The following is a 20,388-nucleotide window of genomic DNA, read 5'->3' on the forward strand; positions in this document are numbered from 1 at the left end:
TCCGGCGGTGATGAGTACGGCGGCGGACGCCGCGGCCGTTGTTCTTCCTTGTGGTCGTCTTCGCGGCACAGGTGACGGACGCATGTTTCTTCCTTTCTTCCGGCACTGCGTGCGCAGGGACGGTCAGCGCCGGACGGTGTGAGACACCTCGTCGGCCGGCCGCGTGCTAGGGGTGAGCTGGTGTGGCTGTGCGGGGTGACCGTGGTCGGCCACGGAAAGCAGCCGCCGACCGGCGTGCTCCGGCCGGATGTGGGGGCCGTCGGCGGCCCTGGCGTCCGGCCGGCGGGTGAACGCGCTGATCGCCCGCTCGTCGATCGTGATACCGAGACCCGGCGCGTCTCCGAGGACGAAGGCGCCGTCCTCGACGTACAGGTCGAGCGACACGCCGAGCGGCGGGTGCAGGTCCTGCAACTCGCTGGCCATGTGGTTGGGCACCGACGTCGCGGCGTGCAGCAGCCCGACCGGCGTGTTGCCGATCGGGCTGACCGGCAGGTCGTGGGCGTGCGCCAGGGCGGCCACCCGGAGGAAGTGGGACACCCCCCAGACGGCGGCCGCCTGGACGATGTCGACCGCCCCCGCGGCCAGCAGCGGACGGAACTGCTCGAGCCCGGTGAGGTTCTCCCCCGTGGCGACGGAGGCGCGGACGCCACGGCCGACGACGGAAAGCCCTTCGGCGTCCCACCGCCGGACCGGTTCTTCGATCCAGGTGAGATCCAGCGTGCGCTCGAGCTCGCAGACGTGCCGGACCGCCTGCTTGCGCGTCCAGGCCTCGTTCACGTCGAGCATCAGGCCCGGCCGCGATCCGTGCCCGGCCTCGGTCAGGACGTCCCGTACCAGGGTCAGGCGGTGCCGGTCGCGTTCGATGTCGAGGCCGCCCTTGATCTTGGCGGCGCGCAGGCCGTGCTGGGCGTAGACCTGGTAGGCCGAGACGAGCTCGTCATCGGTCAGGCCGATGTCCAGGCCGGAGGCGTAGGCGGGAACCCGCCTGTCGAGTCCGCCCAGCAGACGCCAGAGCGGTTCGCCGGCCGCCTGCGCCTTGATGTCCCACAGGGCGGTGTCGAGCGCGCCGATCGTGCCGAACACGGCGCCCGCGTGCCCCGCCTTGAAGGTCTGCCGCAGCATGCGGTCGTAGAGCGCCGTGACGCCGCGCGGATCCTCGCCCTCGATCGCGGCGAACACGGCGTCGATGTTCACGTGCGGCCCTAGGCCGACGCCGGTGATCCCCTCGTCGGTGTCCACCATGACGATCGGCACCGAGACGACCCCGTCGGCGAAGACGCCGTTGGCGTCGCCGACGGGACGGCCCCATTCCTGGACCGTCGTCGTGGTCCGATACCCCGTGATCCTCATGTCAGCCCTTCGTGGAACCTGCGGTGACGCCGTCGGCGATCCGCCGCTGCAGAAACAGATAGATCATCAGTACGGGTACCGCGGCGATCAGGACTCCCGAGGCGAAGGTGGGGATGTCGTCCGAGTACTGTCCACGCAGCGAGTTGACCCCGATCATGAGGGTGCGATGCTCCGGCGACGGCATCATCAGCAGGGAGATGAGCACGTCGTTCCAGCAGAACAGGGTGTCGAGGATGCCGACGGACAGCAGCGCCGGAACGCCCAGCGGGAGCATGATCCGCCGGTACACCCCGTACACCGTGTTCCCGTCGATCCTGGCCGCGTCGACGATCTCCGCCGGAACGGTCCTGTAGTGACTCGTCATCAGGAAGACGGTGAACGGGAGGAACTGCGCGACGTAGGCCAGGATCAGTCCCGGATAGGTGTCGACGAGCCCGCTGTCCGCCATGACCCTGGTGAGCGGCACCATGATCACCTGGAAGGGGACGAACAGCCCCGCGAGACACCCCAGGAAGATGACGGTCGAGCCGCGGAACCGCAGCCGGCTCAGCGCGAAGCCCGCCATCGACCCCAGCAGCAGCAGAAGGAGCACCGACAAGGTCACCACGACGAACGAGTTGGCGAAGTATCGCGCCATCCCGGCGCCGGCCCACGCCTCGGCGATGTTGTCCCAGCGCGGAGAGCCCGCCGGGGAGAACCGGTCGAGGACGTAGTCGCGGCGGGTCTTCATCGCGACGTTGGCGGTGAACACGAGAGGATAGATCGTCGCCAGCGCGAGGGCGGCCATCGGGACGGCGGCCGCCCACCTGGCCAGGCGCATGCCGCGCATCAGTCCTGCCTCCCCGCGCGGCGGAGCAGGCTGATCTGCAGGAGCCCCACCACGAGCATGACGACGAAGAGAACCGTCGACGCGGCCGAGGCGAGCGCCGGCCGGTTCATTTGCCCCTGCTCGTGCCAGATGTAGTACTCCGGCAGGTAGGTCGACCCTTCCGGGCCCCCGCTGGTCATGACGAAGAGCAGGCCGAACATGGACGTCAGCATCCCGATCATCGTGGTCACGAAGACGAACTGGATGGTGCGCGTCAGGCTCGGGATGATCACGTGCCAGATGACGCGGCCGAGCGACGCGCCGTCCACCCGGGCGGCGTCCAGCAGCGAGGCGTCAAGAGTGCTGAATCCGGCGAGGAACACGACCAGCGACATCCCGAAGGTCGCCCATATGTGCACGCCGACCACCGTGAACATGGCGATGTCCGGATCGCCGAGCCAATCGACCGGTCCCAGGCCGATCGCCCCGAGAGCGGCGTTCACCGGGCCGTCGTACCCCAGCATGAGGTTGAAGATCGCCCCGACGATCACCGGCGAGAGCACGGCAGGGAAGAAGTACACGCTGCGGTAGACCCGGTTGCCCGGCACGCGCAGATAAATGAAGGTCGCGAGCAGGCCCGGGATCGCCACCGCCACGGGAAGCAGCAGCACCAGCAGCCCGACGTTGCCCAGCGCGGTGCGGAACAACGGGTCGTCGGCCAGCTCCAGGTAGTTGCCCAGGCCGACGGGGGTCCCGTTGAGCTCGCCGTCACCGGTGAAGGAGAAGTTGACGCCAAGGACGAGCGGCCACAGCCGCAGCACCACGATGATCAGTACGGCCGGGGCCACCAGGACGTAGGGCGCGAGGCGCTCGGCGAGCGCCCCGCGGGTGGGCGTGCGGGCGTTCCCGCGGCGCCCCCGCCGCTCCGTCGTCGCCGCGTCGGTGCGCCCGGAGCCGGCCGGGCGCACCGACGGCGGCGAACCTTTGACCGGCACGCGATCAGCCCGCCCGGTCGGAGGCGGCCAGCTGCTCCACGACCTCGTCCACCGTGGCCGACCCGCTCAGGAGCTGCTGGGACAGTCTTCCCATCAGGTCCAGGGTCTTGGAGGACAGCGCGACGTGCAGGGCGGGCTTGCCGGTCTTGATCTCCTGCACGATCCCGCCGACGGCCGGGCCGGCCTGGGAGACGTCGATGGTCGTGTCGGACGCGATCGCGCCGGCCTTGGCGTAGAACGCGGTCAGGGCCTCGGTCGAGGTCAGGGATCGCACCAGGTCGGCGGCCAGTTGCGGGTCCTTCGTCCACTTGGCGACCGCGTAGCCGATGCCGCCGTCGTACGGCAGGCTCGGGGTGGCCCCTTCCGAGGCGACCGGGGCCTGCATGACGCCGAGCTTGTCGGGCGGCAGGAACTCGGAGAAGTCCTTCCAGTGTCCGATGTCCGACATCAGCCCGATGATGTGCGCGGCCTTGCCGGTCTCGAAGACCGTGAAGATGTCGGTGAACATCGCCGTGGAGTTGGCGCCCTCGTTGTTGAGTCCCTTGTCCTGGGCCTCCTTCCACAGCTCGAAGATCCGCCGTACGTGCGGAGAGGACCAGTCGCGCTTCCCGGCGATCCAGTCGTCGTACTCCTGAGGCGTCAGGATGCCGGATCCGAGGCCCGACATCCAGAACTGGATTCCGGCGCCTTCCTTGTTGCCCAGCGCGAAGCACGTGGCCCCGGTCGCCTTCTTGATGGCCGCGCAGGAGTCGAGGAGCTCGTCCCAGGTCGCGGGCGGTTTCGCCGGGTCGAGTCCGGCCTTCTCGTAGAGCGCCTTGTTGTAGTAGATGGGGTGTCCCTGCAGGGTCACCGGCGCGGCGTAGATCTTGCCGTCCTTGCCGAACGCCTCCCAGCCCGCCAGCCGGCTCTTGTCCTCGGCCACGTACTGGTCCAGCGGCAGGAGCGCGTCGGTCCGGTCGCGGATCTGCCCGCCGCCGTTGAAGAGCATGACGTCGGGCCCCTTGCCGGACTGGATCGCCGTGCCGAGCAGGGTGTAGTACTGGTCGAACGGCTGGGCCACGAACTCCACCGTGACGCCGGGATGCCGCGCGGCGAAGTCGGCCTTCGCCTTCTCGATATAGGTCGCGGCCGCCGGTTCACTGGACTTCCAGTCCCAGACCACGAGCTTCTGCTGCTGCTTCTGCGGCGACTCTCCGGACGGAGACTCCGTTCTCGCCGCGCTCCCACAGCCGGTCACGGCCAGTCCCGCGACCATCAGGACCGCCCACCACCGCTGCTGTCTCATCGCTGCTCGCTTTCAGGAGCGGCCGACCTGCCCGGCCGATCTGGCGAAACGTAACTCGTATGACGTATTACGTCAATAGCGGTCACCTATACTGGCGCGGTGGCGCTGTTCGTTGGGCCACACGGAGGGGGATATGACGGCATCGCAGGACACCGCCGGGGGCGTCCCGGCATCCCCCGCGTGGGTACGGCGCCCGGCCAGCCTCGCCCGGGCGGTGACGGCCGAGCTGGTGGAACGCATCGTCCGCGGCGTGCACCCGCCGGGAACGCCGCTGCCTCCCGAGCCCGCGCTGTGCGAGGCGTTCTCCGTGAGCCGCACGGTCGTCCGCGAGGCCGTGAAAGTCCTGCAGGAGAAGGGGCTCGTGCAGGTCCGCCAGGGCGCCGGCACCATGGTGACGCCCCCGGCGATGTGGGACATGCTCGACGAGCTCGTCCTCGCCGCGACCATCGCCGAGGACGAGACCCTGGCGATACTCGACGACGTCGTCGTCACACGGCGCGTGCTGGAGTCCGACATGGCGAACGTCGCCGCCCGCCTGGCCGGGCCGGACACGATCGAGCGGTTGCGCGCGCTGGTGGACCGGATGGACGAGCTCGTGGACGACCACGTCACCTACGCGGACAGCGACCGCGCCTTCCACGACACGATCATGCAGGCGTCCGGGAACCGCATCGCCCGCGGCGTCGTACGGGCGCTGGAGAAGCAGGTCATCCACACCGCCCGGTACACGGGCCGGACCGAGCGGGCCCTGTGCGTGGCGTCGAACCTCGGTCACCGCCGCATCTACGAACGCATCGCCGCCCACGATCCCGACGGCGCCGCCGAGGCGATGTTCAACCACATCACCGAGGCCTGGGTCGTCCGCCGCAGCGGACCCGCCGATCCCGTACGGCTGCGGCGCTGACGCCGGAGTTCACGTCCTCGCAAACGATTCGATCCCGGGGGGAGTGAAAGTTTCAGCGCGGCCCGTCGGCGGCGACCACGGCCGCTTCCCCTGGCCAGACGCGGGAGCGGCCGGTCGTCCGAGGCGGGAATCCCGTGACGCCGGGCAGTCCGAGCCTTGACAGGTCCGGTCACGGTCATATTTGCTCCGCTGCACCATCGCCTCCGTCCCCGCCATCCGGAAGAAAGGAAATCCGATCGGGGCGTTGGGTGAGCGCTAACACCGGATACGTCGACCGGCCGGCACACGCGTGGACCGGCGATCCGATCGCGCGCGGGACGCCGGCGACGGCGGACCGGAATTCGCCGGGCCAGAGACCGGACACGCCGGTCCGGCCGGGCCCTCTCACCTCAGGAAAACGCCGGAACGAACGGCTACCTCATTTACGTATGTCTCCACGAGAAAGGAGCTTGCGTGATGCCGGGGCACAGATCCCTCTTCACCGTCATCGCGACCACGGCACTGCTCCTCCTGTCCACGGCGCAGGCCGCGCTGGGCGACAGTGCCGTCAAATCCGCCACCGCGAAGAGCGCCCTCGCGGCCACCGCGGGATGCGGCAAGACTCCGACGCTGAGAAGCGGTACGCAGTCGATCACGACCAGCGGGAAGAATCGCAGCTACATCCTGAGAATTCCTGACAACTACAACAACAACACCCCTTATCGCTTGATCTTCGGATTCCACTGGAACGGCGGCACCGCCAATGACGTCGACTCGGGCGGAACCAGTGGATACCCCTGGTCCTACTACGGGCTCAGGGCATTGTCGAACAACAGCACCATCTTCGTCGCACCCCAGGGCTTCAACAACGGCTGGGCCAATTCCGGCGGCGAGGACATCACCTTCGTCGACGACATGATCCGGCGGATCGAGGGGGACCTCTGCGTCGACACCTCCCAGCGCTTCGCCATGGGCTTCAGCTACGGCGGTGGCATGAGCTACGCGCTCGCGTGTGCCCGGGCGTCGGTCTTCCGCGCGGTGGCGGTCTACTCCGGCGGGCAGCTCAGCGGGTGCAGCGGCGGCACCGAGCCCGTCGCCTACATCGGGTTGCACGGCCTCAGGGACCCGGTCCTCAACATCTCCGCGGGCCGCTCGCTGCGTGACAGGTTCGTCAGGAACAACGGCTGCACGGCGCAGAACCCGCCGGAGCCGGCGCAGGGCAGCCTGACGCACATCGTCACCTACTACTCGGGCTGCAGGGCCGGGTATCCGGTCGCGTGGGCGGCGTTCGACGCGGGCCACACCCCCGGTCCCGTGGACGGGAAGTCCGGCGACTTCGAACCCGGCGAGAACTCCTGGACCAGGCCCGTGGTGTGGAGCTTCTTCACGCAGTTCGGCAGCGGCGGCACCCCGTCGCCGTCCCCGTCACCCTCGGCCTCTCCGTCGTCCTCTCCGTCGTCCCCGGGGAGCACGAGCGCGCTCAGGGGCGTGGCGTCGGGCCGGTGCCTGGACGTCAACGGCGCGTCGCAGAGCAACGGCGCGACGGTGCTGATCTGGGACTGCAACGGCCAGAACAACCAGAAGTGGACCTCCACCAGCGCGGGCGAGTTGCGGGTGTACGGCAACAAGTGCCTGGACGTGAACGGCGGCGGCACCGCCGACGGCAGCGCGGTGATCATCTGGGACTGCAACGGCCAGAACAACCAGAAGTGGCGCTTCAACTCCGACGGCAGCATCACCGCGGTCGGGGCGAACAAGTGCCTGGACGTGTCCGGGAACGGCACCGCCAACGGCACCAGGGTCCAGATCTGGTCCTGCACCGGCGGCAACAACCAGAAGTGGACCCGCGTCTGAGACGCATCGACCACAAGCACCGGGGCCACGCCCTTCTTCTGTCAGGGGCGTCCTCGGGGCAGGGACCGGCGCGGGTCTGTCACCCCAGGTGGCAGACCCGCGTCGCCGTTTCCCCCGGGATCCGCTGCTCCAATCCACCGCGGCCGCTACTCGCCGCCCCGCCAGCCCGGCTACAGCGCCCGGACGCACCCTGGCACGATCCAGACCCACCGCTACCCTGATGGCCACCATTGGGGAGGCTGACGTGGGCGTCATCGAGACCGCGATCGACACGATCAAACAGATGATCATCGATGGCCGCTTGCGACCCGGGCAGAAACTGCCCGTGGAAAAGGACCTCGCCGAACAGCTCGGCGTCGCCCGCAACACCCTGCGTGAGGCCGTACGCGCCCGCGTCTGGCGCGGCATGAGCGACCCCCAGGCCATCCACCGGACCCTCCCCGAACACCGCGCCGTCTACCGCGCCCTGCTGGCACGCGATCCCGACCGCGCCCGGCTCCACGCCGCCCTGCACGTCCTCGGCGTCGAGGAGAGCCTCACCAGCCCACACACATACGAGAACCCCGATGACCGACCCCGCACCTCACCCGGACCGGACGAGGGCGGACGGGGCCCGCGCGGGCACGGCGGTCAGGTCTCCCGGCGGGCCGCCGCGGCGCTCGTGCGGCGCGGCTCGCGGTCGCCGTGAAAGATTCATGACGGCCCCGCGGCTCACGGCGACGCCCACGTCGCACGACGGCTGATCGAGAACGCGGCCGGCACCGCTTCCCGAGGCTCGGACCAGCCAGCATTCGACGATGACGACGGGATGAGCAGGCTTACAGAGATCCCATCTCTCATCCGGCCTCGGCACCGGTATGCGCGGATTTCGGCAAGTCCGGCGCACCCATTGACTGGATTGATCACATGTTCGTAGCCTTGCGCGGAGCCTCTTGATCCAGCCGCACCGAACACCCGCCGTGTCTCGTCGACACCCGAGGTTGCGGTCGAAACGATTCGAAACGTCCGCGCCTTCCTCGGACTTGGAGGACCGAATTGTCTGAGTTATCGCGAAGGCAAATGCTCAAGCTCGGCGCGGTGGGAACCGGAGCCGCGCTCCTGCCGCTGCAATGGACGGCGGCCGCGCGGGCCGCGGCGGCGCCGCCCCCGGAAGTACGCGCCGCGAACGATCTGGCGCTGTGGTATGACGGGAGCGCCGGCACGGAATGGCTGCGTGCGCTTCCCATCGGCAACGGGCGCCTCGGCGCCATGGTGTTCGGCAACGTCGACACCGAGCGGCTGCAGCTCAACGAGGACACCATCTGGGCCGGCGGGCCGTACGACCAGAGCAACACGAGGGGCGCGGGTGCCCTGGGGCAGATCCGGCAGCTGGTCTTCCAGAACCAGTGGAGCCAGGCCCAGACCCTGATCGACCAGAACATGCTGGGCAACCCCTCGGCCCAGCTGGCGTACCAGACCGTCGGCAATCTGCGGCTCGCCTTCGGCAGCAACAGCGGGGTTTCCGAGTACACCCGGTTCCTGGACCTGACCACGGCCACCACGACGGTGTCGTACCTGCAGAACGGCGTGCGGTACAAGCGCGAGGTGCTCGCGAGCGCGCCCGACCAGGTCATCGCCATTCGCCTGACCGCGGACAAGGCCGGCTCGATCACGTTCTCCGCGACGTTCGACAGCCCTCAGCGGACCACGCGCTCCAGCCCGGACGGCACGACGGTGGCGCTCGACGGCGTCTCCGGGGACCAGCGGGGCCTGTCCGGCAAGGTGAGGTTCCTCGCGCTGGCCCGGGCCGTCGCCGACGGCGGCAGCGTCAGCAGCTCCGGCGGCACCCTGCAGGTGAGGGGCGCCAACAGCGTGACGGTGCTGATCTCCATCGGCTCCAGCTACGTGAACTACAAGGACGTCAGCGGCGACTACCAGGGCATCGCGCGGCGGTACCTCGACGCCGCCGACGACAGGACCTACGACGACCTGCGCTCCAGGCACGTCGCCGACTACCAGCGGCTGTTCGGGCGCACGACGCTCGACCTCGGGCGCACGGCGGCGGCCGACCAGCCGACCGACGTCCGGATCGCGCAGCACGCCAACACCAACGACCCGCAGTTGTCCGTGCTGCTGTTCCAGTTCGGCCGCTACCTGCTGATCTCGTCCTCGCGTCCGGGCACCCAGCCGGCCAACCTACAGGGCATCTGGAACGACTCCCTGTCCCCGTCGTGGGATTCCAAGTACACCCTCAACGCGAACCTGCCGATGAACTACTGGCCGGCCGACACCACGAACCTGTCGGAGTGCTACGAGCCGGTGTTCCGGATGATCAACGACCTCACGGTCACCGGCGCCCGCACCGCCCGGGTGCAGTACAACGCCGGCGGCTGGGTGACCCACCACAACACCGACGGGTGGCGGGGCAGCTCGGTCGTCGACGGCGCGACCTGGGGCATGTGGCAGACCGGCGGCGCGTGGCTGGCCACCATGATCTGGGAACACTACCTGTTCACCGGCGACGTCGAGTTCCTCCGGCAGTACTACCCCGCGATGAAGGGCGCGGCGCAGTTCTTCCTGGAGACCCTCGTGCAGGAGCCGAGCCTGGGCTATCTGGTCACGAACCCGTCGAACTCCCCGGAGCTCACCCATCACTCCGGTGTCAGCGTGTGCGCCGGCCCGACGATGGACAACCAGATCCTGCGTGACCTGTTCAACGGCTGTGCCAAGGCCAGCGAGGTCCTCGGCACCGACGCGAGCTTCCGGACGCAGGTCCTGGCCGCCCGGGACCGGCTCCCGCCGATGAAGGTCGGTTCGCGCGGCAACATCCAGGAGTGGCTGTACGACTGGGTCGAGACCGAGCCGAACCACCGGCACGTCTCACACCTGTACGGCCTGCACCCCAGCAACCAGATCACCAAGCGGGGCACCCCCACCCTCTACAACGCCGCGCGGCGCACCCTCGAACTGCGCGGCGACGACGGGACCGGCTGGTCCCTTGCCTGGAAGATCAACTACTGGGCGCGGATGGAGGAAGGCGACAAGGCGCGTAGCCTCATCGGCCTGCTGGTGAGGACGGACCGGCTCGCGCCGAACATGTTCGACCTGCACCCGCCGTTCCAGATCGACGGCAACTTCGGCGCGACGTCCGGCATCGCCGAGATGCTGCTGCAGAGCCACAACGGTGAACTGCACGTGCTGCCCGCGGTGCCGTCGGCCTGGCCGAGCGGGAAGGTGCAGGGCCTGCGGGGGCGTGGTGGCTACACCGTGGACGCGACGTGGAACTCCGGCGGGAACACGGAGATCCTCGTCAAGTTCGACCGCACCGGCACGGTCAACGTGCGCAGCCGGATCTTCACCGGCACCTACCAGGTGGTCGACGCCGAGACCGGCGGCGCCGTCACCGTCACCAAACCCGAGGCCGACGTCATCGCGCTGCCCGGCCAGGCAGGGCGCACCTACCGCCTGACCGGGTCCGGCGGCGGCTCCACACCGTCGACCTACGTGCGGATCACCAACGTCACCACCGGCCTGGTGCTGGACAGCGGCGGCAACGTGGCGTCGGGGTCGAACCTCAAGCAGTGGAACTGGGACGGCAGCACCAACCTGCAGTGGCAGCTCGTCGACCTGGGCGGTGGGTGGTACCGCATCGTCAACCGCACCAACGGCATGGTCGCCGACAGCTGGGGCAACACCGCCAACGGCGCCAACGCCAGGCAATCGGCCTGGAACGGCGGCAACAATCAGCAGTGGCGCCTCAACAACGTAGGCAACGGCCGCTACCAGATCATCAACCGCGGCACCGGTACGGCCCTCGACGGCATGGGCAACAGCTCCGCCGGCTCCACCGTGGGCATGTGGGCGCCGAACAACAACACCAACAACCAGTGGACCATCACGAACGTCTGACGGCAGGCAGCCCGTAGAAGGCCGGCTCATCACCGCGCCTCTCCGCGCCTCTCCATGCCTCTCCATGCCTCTCCATGCCTCTCCGCGACCGGCCCTCGGTGGCGGAGAGGCGCCGTCCCCTCATCCCCGCCGCTCCGGGCGGCCACCCGGAGAACAAGGATGAGCCCGCGACGACCGCGCTCAGGCCGATCTCGGCGGGGCCGTGCTGTCGCGGACCACGAGGGCGGCGCCGAGCTCGACAGGTGGCCGGGACGGCCTGTCCCCGTCGGCGAGCGCCAGCGCGATGCGCGCGGCGGTGGCGCCTATCTCGAGGAACGGCTGCCGTACGGTGGTCAACGCCGGTGCGACCCACTCGCAGTGCTCGATGTCGTCGAACCCGACCACGCTGAGGTCGTCGGGAATGCGCAGGCCGAGGAGCCGAGCGGCCTCGTAGACGCCGAACGCCTGCAGGTCGTTACCGCACACGACGGCCGTCGGCGGGTCGGGCAGGGTCAGCAGCTGCGATCCGAGATCCCGGCCGTGCTCGAACAGGAAGGGCCCGCTGCGCATGAGACGTTCGTCGAACGGGACGCCGGCGGTGTCCAGAGCGGCCCGGAACCCGTCCAGCCGCGCCCGCGTGGCCAGGAATCCGGCCGGCCCCGTGATCAGGCCGATGCGCCGGTGCCCCAGCTCAAGCAGGTGCCGCGTGGCCGCGAGAGCACCACTCCAGCTGGTCGACCCCACCGACGGCGTGGGGTGCACGTCCCCCGTCGGGTCCAGCGCCACGAGAGGCACACCGCTCGCCTCGAACAGCTCGCGGTGCTCGGTGGTGACTTCGGAGACGACGGCGATCACTCCCACCGGCTGCCGCAGCAACAGCGGCTCCACCCAGGGCAGGCCCGCCGTCACGAGCGAGCGCACGTCGGTGAAGCCGACGCCCAGCTGACGGGTGGCCGCGACCTGCTCGACGCCCCGCATGATCTCGATCGCGATGGAGCCCAGCATGTTGCTGAACACCACTTCGAGGCCGCGTGCCGACCCGGCAAGGACCGGCCTGCGGTACCCGTGCTCACGCAGGAGCGCCTCCACCCGCTTACGGGTGCTCTCCCCCACCCCTGCCCGGCCGTGGAGCACCTTCGACACCGTCGGCGGTGAGACCCCGGCGAGCTGGGCGATCGCGGCGACGGTGAGGTCACCGCGCCGCAGTCCTCGGCGCCCCTGCAACCGGCCTCCCCCCAACATGCGGGGAGTCTACGTGACTCGGGCGCGATCGACCGCGAACGTCAACCCCGGCCGCAGCGCCGGCGAACAGTGGCCGGCCGCGCGACGCCACAGAAAGTAGTAGCCAAAAAGGATAGACGGCACTTTCGGGATATCTATCAGGCAGTGGCACACCGTTCGCATACTCGGACAGCGGCCCGGCCGGGCCGCACGCCGCCTGAAAATTTCACTAGTACCCCATGCTTGTGACTTCGTCACTGACGGGATTTCTTATCCTTTCGCACCCCTGTCACCGGTGCGGGACGGGTGCAGCCTCTCCCTCCTCAGCTGGTCGGATGCGCTTTCCGTCACCACCCCGTCAGCCGCGGGAGCGGTTGAACGGCGACGTCGGACCTGGTATCCGAGCGGCTGCCGACGAAATTTGAGGAGGTTGACTCACGAAATTTTCCTAATAGCGTTCGCGCAAGTGACGTCGAGACCCGTGCCCGATGTGACCGGCCTGGCGTCGCCGGACTCCCGGCGTCGGTTCGCGCGTACTCCTCCCGCACGGGGTCGGCGAGCAACGACGGAACCCCGGCGGCCGCCGGGAGGCTCGGCGACGGCGATGTCGCGGCCGTCCTCTTCGATCAGGGCGGCGGCACCACCACGATCGGCACCAACAGCTAAACAGGAGGAGTCATGACGCAGGGTCGGAATGAGCCCGTCAGCGGCGAGCGAAGGATGCTGAGCCGGAGATCCGTCCTGGCGACGATGGGTGCCCTGCCGGTTCTCACGGCCGCGACGTCGGTCCTGGGGGCCACGGAGGCCGCGGCGGCCACCGCGACCATCAATCCGTCGGCGCAGCGGCAGACGATCAAGGGCTTCGGCGGCATGACTCACGCGGCCTGGGCCGGCGACCTGACAGCCGCCCAGCGGGAGACGGCGTTCGGCACCGGCGAGGGCAGGCTGGGGTTCTCCATTCTGCGGATCCCCGTCGGCGAGAGCCAGGCGGACTTCGGCCGTGACCTGGCGACGGCGAAGCGGGCGGCCGAGCTCGGGGTGACCGTTTTCGCGTCGCCGTGGAACCCCCCCGCCAGCATGATCGAGACGTTCACCCGCGGCAGCCAGACCAACGCGAAACGGCTCAGGTACGACCAGTACGCCGCGTACGCCCAGCATCTGAACTCCTTCAGCACGTACATGAAGAACAACGGGGTGAACCTGTACGCCATATCCGTGCAGAACGAGCCCGACTACGCGCACGACTGGACGTGGTGGACCCCCACCGAGATGGTCAAGTTCCTGCGGGAGAACGCCGGCTCGATCAACACCAGGGTCATGGCGCCCGAGTCCTTCCAGTACCTCAAGAACATGTCGGACCCGATCCTCAACGACTCCACGGCACTCGCCAACACCGACATCATCGGGGCGCATCTCTACGGCACGTCGTACTCCAACTTCCCCTACCCCCTCTTCAAGCAGAAGGGCGCGGGCAAGGAACTCTGGATGACGGAGGTGTACTACCCCAACAGCACCGACTCGGCGGACACCTGGCCCCAGGCGCTCGACGTGGGCGAGCACATGCACCGCGCCATGGTGGAGGCCGAGTTCCAGGCGTACGTCTGGTGGTACATCCGGCGCAGCTACGGCCCCATGCGGGAGGACGGCCAGCTCAGCAAGCGCGGCGCCATCATGGCGCAGTTCGCCAGGTTCGTCCGCCCCGGATATGTGCGGATCGACGCGACGGCGAACCCGGCGACGAACGTCTACGTCTCGGCGTACCGGAACGGCGACACCGTCGTCATCGTCGCCATCAACAAGAACACCTCCGCGGTGAGCCAGCAGTTCACCGTGGCGAACGCCGCCTCGGCCGGCGTCTCGTCCTGGGTCACCGACGGGAGCAGGAACGTCGCACCCCAGGCGGCGACCACCATGTCGAACGGCTCCCTCACCGTCACGCTTCCCGCTCGCAGCATGACGACCTTCGTGACCAGCCTGAGCGGCGGCCAGTCGCCCAGTCCATCGCCCATCGTTTCGCCTGTCGTATCGCCCACCCAGTCGCCCAGCGCCTCGCCCAGTGGCGGCACCGGGACCGGACCCCGGGTCAGCTACACGATGAACACCTGGGGTAACGGCTTCACCGCCGCCATCAGCATCACCAACACGGGCAACTCGACGATCAACGGCTGGACGCTGGCTTTCACCCTGCCTTCCGGCCAGGCCATCACCTCCGGCTGGAACGCCACCTACTCGCCCTCCAGCGGCCAGGTGAGCGCGCGCAACGTCGACTACAACGGCACGCTCGCCCCCGGGGCCACCGTCGACATCGGCTTCCAGGCCACCCACACCGGCAACACCGCCAAACCGACCGCCTTCACCCTCAACGGCGTCCCTTGCACCGTGGTCTGACCGGCACGACCCCACCCCCGGAGCCCGACCGGCGATGGGACAGGTGACGGCCCCTCCGACGAGGGAGGGGCCGCCGCGGCCGGTGACGCGTCGGGCCGCGACGTCACCGGCCCCGGCTCCTGCTCACTGAAGACGGATGGAATCGTCAGCCGGCCTGTGTCCTCCGCAGTCGGCACTCCCCGCGACAAGTCATCGCCGTGTCTCCCCCTGGAGTGTGTATGAGCACATTCGCACGATTTCGCGTTGGGTTCGTGGCCGCCTCGGCGGCCGGGACGATGCTCGCGGCCGGTCCGGCCGGCGGCGCGTCCGCGGCCCCCCTCCCGCACACCGTCCCGCACACGGCCCCGGACACCGCCCCGCACACGGTCGCGGCGCTCGCGCGCCTGGCCGCCTGGCCCTCCCCGAGCGGCCAGCAGGCCGTCGGCGCCACGATCAACGTCTCGGGCACACTCGACGGCGGCATGAAGCGCTACTACGGCACCGGCGCCCTGGGCAGCGGCAGCCAAAGCGAAAGCCAGCCCCCCGTCTTCAAACTCGCCAACGGCGCGGTACTCAAAAACGTGATCATCGGCGCGCCCGCCGCCGACGGCGTCCACTGCACCGGCACCTGCACCCTGCAGAACGTCTGGTGGGAAGACGTCGGCGAAGACGCCGCCACCTTCAAAGGCACCTCCTCCTCCCAGACGATGACCATCGACGGCGGCGGCGCCCGATCCGCCAGCGACAAGGTCTTCCAGCACAACGGCCCCGGCACCATGACCATCAAGAACTTCCAGGTGCAGAACTTCGGCAAGCTCTACCGCTCCTGCGGCAACTGCTCCACCCAGTACAAACGCAACGTCGTCATCCAGAACGTCACCGCCACCACACCCGGCAAAGCCCTGGCCGGCATCAACACCAACTACGGCGACACAGCCCGCTTCTCCCAGATCACCATCGTCAACGACCCCACCAAGAAGGTCGTCATCTGCGAGAAGTACAAGGGCGTGACCAGCGGCGAACCCACCAAGACCGGCACCGGCGCCGACGGCGTCAACTGCCTCTACTCCACCTCCGGCATCACCTACCGGTGAGCCCCATCACCGGCTCGTCCACCGCCTCCGGGTCTCACCGCCAACGGCAGCGCGGTGACCCCGTCCGTTGTTTGCAGTAGCCCCTGATCTTCATACCTCCCCATCCGACTCACCTGAAGGAGGGTCCGTGCGCAAGGTGGGAGCTCTACTCGCCGCCGGCGTTCTCATCGCTGTCCCGATCGCCCTGCAGGGCCAGGCCACCGCCCTGGACAACGGGGTGGCCCGCACACCCCCCATGGGCTGGAACAGCTGGAACACCTTCGGCTGCAACATATCCGAGACGCTCATCAAGCAGATGGCCGACGCGATCGTCAACTCCGGCCTGCGCGACCTGGGCTACCAGTACGTCGTGGTCGACGACTGCTGGATGAACTCCACCCGCGACTCCGCGGGCAACCTGCAGGCCAACGCCTCACGCTTCCCCAGCGGCATGAAGGCCCTCGGCGACTACCTCCACGCCAAAGGCCTGAAGTTCGGCATCTACCAGGCGCCGCTGGACAAGACCTGCGCGCAGTACTTCTCCAGCTACCCCGGCGCGACCGGCGCCCAGGGGCACGAAGCCCAAGACGCCCGGCAGTTCGCCGCCTGGGGCGTGGACTACCTCAAATACGACTGGTGCTCCCCCAGCGGCACCATCGACGACCAGGTCCGCACATTCGCCAAGATGCGTGACGCGCTGGCGGCTACCGGACGCCCGATCGTCTACAGCATCAACTCCAACAGCATCCACGCCAAAACCGGCCCGCAACGCGACTGGGGCGACGTCGCCAACATGTGGCGCACGACCGAGGACATCACCAACAAGTGGGACACCGGTCAGACCAACGGCTACCCGATGGGCATCCAGAACATCGTCAACGTCACCGTCCCGCTCGCCTCCTACGCCAGGCCCGGAGCCTTCAACGACCCCGACATGATGGAGGTCGGCCGGGGCGGCATGACCGACACCGAGATGCGCAGCCACTTCGCTCTGTGGGCGATGATGGCCTCCCCCCTGATCCTCGGCAACGACATCCGCGCCATGGACGCGCCCACCCAGACCATCCTGAAGAACGCGAACCTGATCGCCATCAACCAGGACTCGCTCGGACTGCAGGCACGCCAGATCAGCAACGACGGCACCCGCCGCGTGCTGGCCAAGCGGCTCGGCAACGGCGACGTCGCGGTCGCCCTGTTCAACCAGAGCGGCAGCACCACCACGATCAGCACCACCGCGTCCGCGATCGGGATGTCCGGCGGCTCGTTCATCCTGCGTGACGCATGGACCAACACCCTCAGCGGCACCAACGGCACCATATCGGCCAGCGTGCCCGCACACGGCACCGTCGTCTACCGGGTCAGCGGCGACACGACCCCCTCCCCCAGCCCCACACCGCCGCAGTCCCCCACACCGTCCCCCAGCCCGCCGGTCTCCCCCAGCCCGTCGCCGACGCCGGGCGGGCAGCCGGGCACCTGCACGGCGACCTACAAGCGGATCAACGACTGGGGCAGCGGCTTCCAGGGCGAGGTCACCGTCAGCAACAACGGGCCGACCCCGCTCAACGGCTGGACCGTCAAAATGACCCTGGCCGGCGGCCAGAGCATCACGAGCCTGTGGAACGGCGCCAACACCGGCACCAGCGGCGCCATCACCGTCAAGAACGCCCCCTACAACGGCACCCTCACCGGCAACGGCTCGACGACCTTCGGCTTCACCGCCAACGGCAACGGCTCGACCGCCCCCACCGGCGTCACCTGCACGAGCCCTTGACGCGCTCCCCGGCCTGAAGTGAAGGCCGGGGATTCAGCCCGTGCCGCGCGTTCACGCGGCGCCTCTGTGGCTTCCTGCTTCACTGGGCTGTGCCACCGCGAGCGGTGGTCTTACCGGCCCTCCACAGGCGTTCATCCTGTCCGCCCGTCCGGCGGCCAGGATGTTCTTGGCCGCGTTGACGTCCCGGTCGTGGACCGCCCCACACGGGCAGGTCCACTCCCGGACGTGCAACGGCCTCGTGTCGGCGACGGTCCCGCACGCACAGCACAGCTTCGAGGAGGGGAACCACCGGTCGATCTTGGCGAAGGCGCGGCCGTACCGGGCCGCTTTGTACTCCAGCATTCCAACGAACTGAGACCAGCCCGCGTCATGGACGCTCTTGGCCAGCCGGGTGCGGCCGAGGCCGGACACGGCAAGGTTCTCCGCATACACCGCTTGGTTCTCGCGAATGATGCGAGTGGAGAGCTTGTGTGCCCAGTCACGGCGGGCGTCGGCCACTCGGGCGTGCGCCGTGGCGGCCCTGGCCTTGGCCTGGTTCGCGCGGTGATGGAGAACCGGGCGTTCTTCGTGAAGCGGATCGCCTGCCGGTTGTCTTCGCTGGACCGGAAGCGAGGCGGGGCCACCTTCGGCCCCTTCCGCTTACCCGTGATGGAGGCGAAGAAGTTCCGGTAGGCGGTGTTCAGGTCGGCGAGCGCCTGCTGTATGTAACACCACGGCCGACACCTCCCCCAGCCAGGAGCGTTCCGGGGTCTTCTTCGCCTCGGTGATGACCCGCTTGGACAGCTCCCCATCCGAGATGTACGGCAAGCCCTGTTCCCGAGCGTCCTGTCGTGCGCGCAGCGCGTCGTTGAACACCACCCGCGCACACCCGAACGCACTTGCCAGCGCGACACGCTGACCCGGCGTCGGATAGAGGCGGAAGTTGTACCTAAGCTGCACACCATGGGTTTTACCATCAGTTGAACGGTGAGCACGGAACGTTATATCGAACAGGCAGTGCGTTTTCGTCCTGCACGCCCACATGGCTTTCGTGACCACGTCCGGCACCGGGTGTTCACCGGCGCCCACCTGGAGCGCATGGAGCAGACCATGCGGAAGGTCTGCGCCGGCTTCGAGTGCGAACTGGCCGAGTTCAACGGCGAGGCCACCCACGTGCACCTGCTGGTGACCTTCCCGCCCAAGGTCGCCCGCTCCAGACTCACGGGCAGCCTCAAGGGCGTATCCTCCCGCCGGATGCGGCAAGCGTTCCCCCTGCACCAGTACATCGAGCAGCAAAACCGCCCCGTCTGAACCCACCTGGACGCCGATCCGCCTGACGGCGGATCGGCTTTTCCTGTTTCCCCTATGCCCACGGGCGGCGGCGCACGGGGAGGACCCATCGGCTCCGTGGCTGCCCGTGGTGACGGGTGGATCCTCCACTCCGGCCGGACTCAAGGAACCTGCCTGCCATGTCACGCACAGACGATGTAGTGGACAGCATCAAGCGGATGATCCTCGACGGGGTCCTGCGGCCCGATGACCGCCTGCCCGTCGAGAAGGACCTCGCCGAGTCGCTGGGCGTCTCGCGCGGTGCGTTGCGCGAAGGGGTCTCGGCCGGTCATGGTCGGCCTGATCGAGGCGTTCGCCAGGCGCACCGTCCACGGCCGGCTGTGGCGCAGCCTGCACGAGAAGGACGCCGACCGGCGCACCCACGACGAGCACGTGGCCATCTGGACGGCGCTGGTGGCACGCGATCCCGAACGGGCGCGCATCCGGATGGCCAACCATCTCATCGGAGTCGAGGAGTCCCTGAACCGCCTGCCCGACGACGGCGACGCGCCGTCCGCGCTCATGGCCGGCTGACCTCGAGCCCGTACGGGGGCGAGGTGGGGTGACATGGTGGGAGCAGGTCGGGCGCGATCCGCGCCCCGGTCACGGCGTCGGTTGCGGGTCGGCACCGGACCGTGACCGGCCGAGGTTGTCCCGCAGCCAGGTCTCCGTGGTGCTGACGTGCATGAGCGCCGCGGCCTGGGCGAGGGGGGCGTCGCCGGCCGCGAGCGCGCGGTAGATGGCGGCGTGCTCGGCGATCGTGCGGCCCGCCGCGTTCTCCTCCACGAGGCCGCGCCACACACGCGCCCGCAGCGTCTGGCTGGCGATGCCGCCGAGCAACGCCGACAGCGACTTGTTGCCCGTCGCCTCGAACACAGCGCGGTGGAAGGCGTCGTCGTGGTGGTTGAGCGCTTCGATGTCGTCCTGCGCCCCGATCATCGCGTTGAGATGCCGTTCGACCTCCGCGAGCTGGCCGGCGGTGATCCGGGCGGCGGCAAGTGCGGTGGCCACCGGCTCGAACAGCCGTCGCACCTCGGTGATCTCGAGCAGGCCGTCGCCCCGCATCATCTCCACGGCCAGACCGACGCCTTCGAGCAGCAGCTCCGGCGAAAGGCTCGTGACGTAGGTGCCGTCGCCTCTGCGTACCTCCAGCACACGGGTGGTGACGAGGGATCGGACCGCCTCTCTGAGCAGGTTGCGGGACAGGCCCAGCTCGGCGGCGAGCTCCTGCTCGGGAGGCAGCCGGGCGCCCGGGGGCAGCGTCCCATCCTTGATGAGCTGCCTGATGCGTTCGATCGCCTGCTCCGTCAACGACATACCTGCATTTTGGTATGCCAGGACATCGAACCTCTACATGGCTCTTCCTGGCGCATGGAACGGTCTCAGAACCGCCTCGTACGCACCCGTCGTGCCGCGCGGCCGGGTGGCCACCGCCCCTCGGGGTGGGATGTGCATCCCCGAGGGGCGGCGGGAGCGGTCTCAGGGGGTGGTCAGGTCGAATCGGTTGACGGTGACCGCGCCGCCCAGGGACTGGGTGGCGTAGTTGAAGACGGCGAATCGGTAGCCCATGAAGAACTGCCAGGCGTTGCCCATGGTGAAGCCGGGC

15 protein-coding genes and 2 pseudogenes are annotated in these 20,388 nt (G+C 68.8%); 10 read left to right on the forward strand and 7 right to left on the reverse strand.

Annotation, left to right across the window (positions count from 1 at the left end; genetic code table 11):
* Window positions 1–123: 123 nt before the first annotated feature.
* Genes HHX30_RS27625 through HHX30_RS27640 form a run of 4 tightly spaced genes read right to left on the reverse strand, consistent with a single transcriptional unit; the run spans window position 124 to window position 4,438 of the window.
* The gene (locus tag HHX30_RS27625; RefSeq protein ID WP_169985074.1) at window positions 124–1,350 is read right to left on the reverse strand and encodes a mandelate racemase/muconate lactonizing enzyme family protein; all 1,227 of its coding nucleotides are present in this window, start codon (window positions 1,348–1,350) and stop codon (window positions 124–126) included.
* 1 nt (window position 1,351) lies between these two features.
* Window positions 1,352–2,179: a carbohydrate ABC transporter permease gene (locus tag HHX30_RS27630; protein ID WP_169985077.1), complete on the reverse strand. Its 828-nt coding sequence runs from the start codon at window positions 2,177–2,179 to the stop codon at window positions 1,352–1,354.
* Window positions 2,179–3,153, reverse strand: a complete 975-nt coding sequence (locus HHX30_RS27635) for a carbohydrate ABC transporter permease (protein WP_169985079.1) — start codon at window positions 3,151–3,153, stop codon at window positions 2,179–2,181. Before HHX30_RS27635 ends, HHX30_RS27630 begins: the two co-directional genes overlap by 1 nt.
* A gap of 4 nt (window positions 3,154–3,157) precedes the next feature.
* Entirely contained in the window at window positions 3,158–4,438 is a 1,281-nt protein-coding gene (locus HHX30_RS27640) for an ABC transporter substrate-binding protein (RefSeq protein WP_169985081.1), read from the reverse strand.
* Window positions 4,439–4,571: 133 nt separating this feature from the next.
* Here HHX30_RS27640 and HHX30_RS27645 point away from each other — a divergent pair, with 133 nt between their 5' ends.
* The 4 genes from HHX30_RS27645 to HHX30_RS27660 all read left to right on the forward strand — a co-directional run bounded on the left by HHX30_RS27645 (window position 4,572) and on the right by HHX30_RS27660 (window position 11,063).
* Complete coding sequence (locus HHX30_RS27645) at window positions 4,572–5,342, forward strand: FadR/GntR family transcriptional regulator (RefSeq protein ID WP_169985083.1); 771 nt, start codon at window positions 4,572–4,574, stop codon at window positions 5,340–5,342.
* A 456-nt stretch (window positions 5,343–5,798) separates the two neighbouring features.
* Window positions 5,799–7,175 carry a lectin gene (locus HHX30_RS27650; protein WP_169985085.1) on the forward strand — a complete coding sequence of 459 codons (1,377 nt, stop codon included), beginning with the start codon at window positions 5,799–5,801 and terminating at the stop codon, window positions 7,173–7,175.
* Between the two features lie 244 nt (window positions 7,176–7,419).
* A complete protein-coding gene (locus HHX30_RS27655) occupies window positions 7,420–7,863 on the forward strand; it encodes a GntR family transcriptional regulator (RefSeq protein WP_311922891.1) in 444 nt (147 codons plus the stop codon).
* A gap of 371 nt (window positions 7,864–8,234) precedes the next feature.
* Window positions 8,235–11,063, forward strand: coding sequence for a glycosyl hydrolase family 95 catalytic domain-containing protein (locus HHX30_RS27660; protein ID WP_211592595.1), 2,829 nt, complete (start codon window positions 8,235–8,237; stop codon window positions 11,061–11,063).
* Between the two features lie 180 nt (window positions 11,064–11,243).
* On the opposite strand, the gene HHX30_RS27665 is transcribed toward HHX30_RS27660, so the two are convergent.
* A complete protein-coding gene (locus tag HHX30_RS27665) occupies window positions 11,244–12,284 on the reverse strand; it encodes a LacI family DNA-binding transcriptional regulator (RefSeq protein WP_169985091.1) in 1,041 nt (346 codons plus the stop codon).
* A 657-nt stretch (window positions 12,285–12,941) separates the two neighbouring features.
* Here HHX30_RS27665 and HHX30_RS27670 point away from each other — a divergent pair.
* From HHX30_RS27670 to HHX30_RS27680, 3 genes are all read left to right on the forward strand, one after another.
* Window positions 12,942–14,651, forward strand: a complete 1,710-nt coding sequence (locus tag HHX30_RS27670; protein ID WP_169985093.1) for a cellulose binding domain-containing protein — start codon at window positions 12,942–12,944, stop codon at window positions 14,649–14,651.
* Window positions 14,652–14,869: 218 nt separating this feature from the next.
* On the forward strand, window positions 14,870–15,724 hold the full coding sequence (locus tag HHX30_RS27675) for a pectate lyase (RefSeq protein WP_211592596.1): 855 nt from the start codon (window positions 14,870–14,872) through the stop codon (window positions 15,722–15,724).
* Window positions 15,725–15,851: 127 nt separating this feature from the next.
* Complete coding sequence (locus tag HHX30_RS27680) at window positions 15,852–17,474, forward strand: cellulose binding domain-containing protein (RefSeq protein WP_169985095.1); 1,623 nt, start codon at window positions 15,852–15,854, stop codon at window positions 17,472–17,474.
* A gap of 51 nt (window positions 17,475–17,525) precedes the next feature.
* Here the strand turns inward: HHX30_RS27680 and HHX30_RS27685 are convergent.
* Window positions 17,526–18,413, reverse strand: a pseudogene (locus HHX30_RS27685) (RNA-guided endonuclease InsQ/TnpB family protein).
* Between the two features lie 27 nt (window positions 18,414–18,440).
* On the opposite strand from HHX30_RS27685, the gene tnpA reads away from it, so the two are divergent.
* The 3 genes and pseudogenes from tnpA (at window position 18,441) to HHX30_RS40895 (ending at window position 19,316) form a co-directional block, all read left to right on the forward strand.
* A complete protein-coding gene (tnpA, locus tag HHX30_RS43440; protein WP_311922892.1) occupies window positions 18,441–18,764 on the forward strand; it encodes an IS200/IS605 family transposase in 324 nt (107 codons plus the stop codon).
* A gap of 158 nt (window positions 18,765–18,922) precedes the next feature.
* A pseudogene (locus HHX30_RS43830) lies at window positions 18,923–19,045 on the forward strand (GntR family transcriptional regulator); the annotation flags it as partial.
* A gap of 28 nt (window positions 19,046–19,073) precedes the next feature.
* A complete protein-coding gene (locus HHX30_RS40895; RefSeq protein WP_211592598.1) occupies window positions 19,074–19,316 on the forward strand; it encodes an FCD domain-containing protein in 243 nt (80 codons plus the stop codon).
* 69 nt (window positions 19,317–19,385) lie between these two features.
* Here HHX30_RS40895 and HHX30_RS27700 read toward each other — a convergent pair whose 3' ends face one another.
* On the reverse strand, window positions 19,386–20,099 hold the full coding sequence (locus HHX30_RS27700; RefSeq protein ID WP_169985096.1) for a FadR/GntR family transcriptional regulator: 714 nt from the start codon (window positions 20,097–20,099) through the stop codon (window positions 19,386–19,388).
* Between the last annotated feature and the right edge of the window lie 289 nt (window positions 20,100–20,388).

The sequence above is a fragment of the Microbispora sp. H10836 genome, from assembly GCF_012999525.1.
In the GTDB taxonomy this organism is placed as follows: domain Bacteria; phylum Actinomycetota; class Actinomycetes; order Streptosporangiales; family Streptosporangiaceae; genus Microbispora.

What these genes read in the sequence shown, in the direction of transcription:
- HHX30_RS27625 (WP_169985074.1), bottom strand. Translation starts at nt 1,350, where the DNA reads ATGAGGATCACGGGGTATCGGACCACGACGACGGTCCAGGAATGGGGC.
- HHX30_RS27630 (WP_169985077.1), bottom strand. Translation starts at nt 2,179, where the DNA reads ATGCGCGGCATGCGCCTGGCCAGGTGGGCGGCCGCCGTCCCGATGGCC.
- HHX30_RS27640 (WP_169985081.1), bottom strand. Translation starts at nt 4,438, where the DNA reads ATGAGACAGCAGCGGTGGTGGGCGGTCCTGATGGTCGCGGGACTGGCC.
- HHX30_RS27645 (WP_169985083.1), top strand. Translation starts at nt 4,572, where the DNA reads ATGACGGCATCGCAGGACACCGCCGGGGGCGTCCCGGCATCCCCCGCG.
- HHX30_RS27650 (WP_169985085.1), top strand. Translation starts at nt 5,799, where the DNA reads ATGCCGGGGCACAGATCCCTCTTCACCGTCATCGCGACCACGGCACTG.
- HHX30_RS27660 (WP_211592595.1), top strand. Translation starts at nt 8,235, where the DNA reads ATGCTCAAGCTCGGCGCGGTGGGAACCGGAGCCGCGCTCCTGCCGCTG.
- HHX30_RS27665 (WP_169985091.1), bottom strand. Translation starts at nt 12,284, where the DNA reads ATGTTGGGGGGAGGCCGGTTGCAGGGGCGCCGAGGACTGCGGCGCGGT.
- HHX30_RS27670 (WP_169985093.1), top strand. Translation starts at nt 12,942, where the DNA reads ATGACGCAGGGTCGGAATGAGCCCGTCAGCGGCGAGCGAAGGATGCTG.
- HHX30_RS27675 (WP_211592596.1), top strand. Translation starts at nt 14,870, where the DNA reads ATGAGCACATTCGCACGATTTCGCGTTGGGTTCGTGGCCGCCTCGGCG.
- HHX30_RS40895 (WP_211592598.1), top strand. Translation starts at nt 19,074, where the DNA reads ATGGTCGGCCTGATCGAGGCGTTCGCCAGGCGCACCGTCCACGGCCGG.
- HHX30_RS27700 (WP_169985096.1), bottom strand. Translation starts at nt 20,099, where the DNA reads ATGTCGTTGACGGAGCAGGCGATCGAACGCATCAGGCAGCTCATCAAG.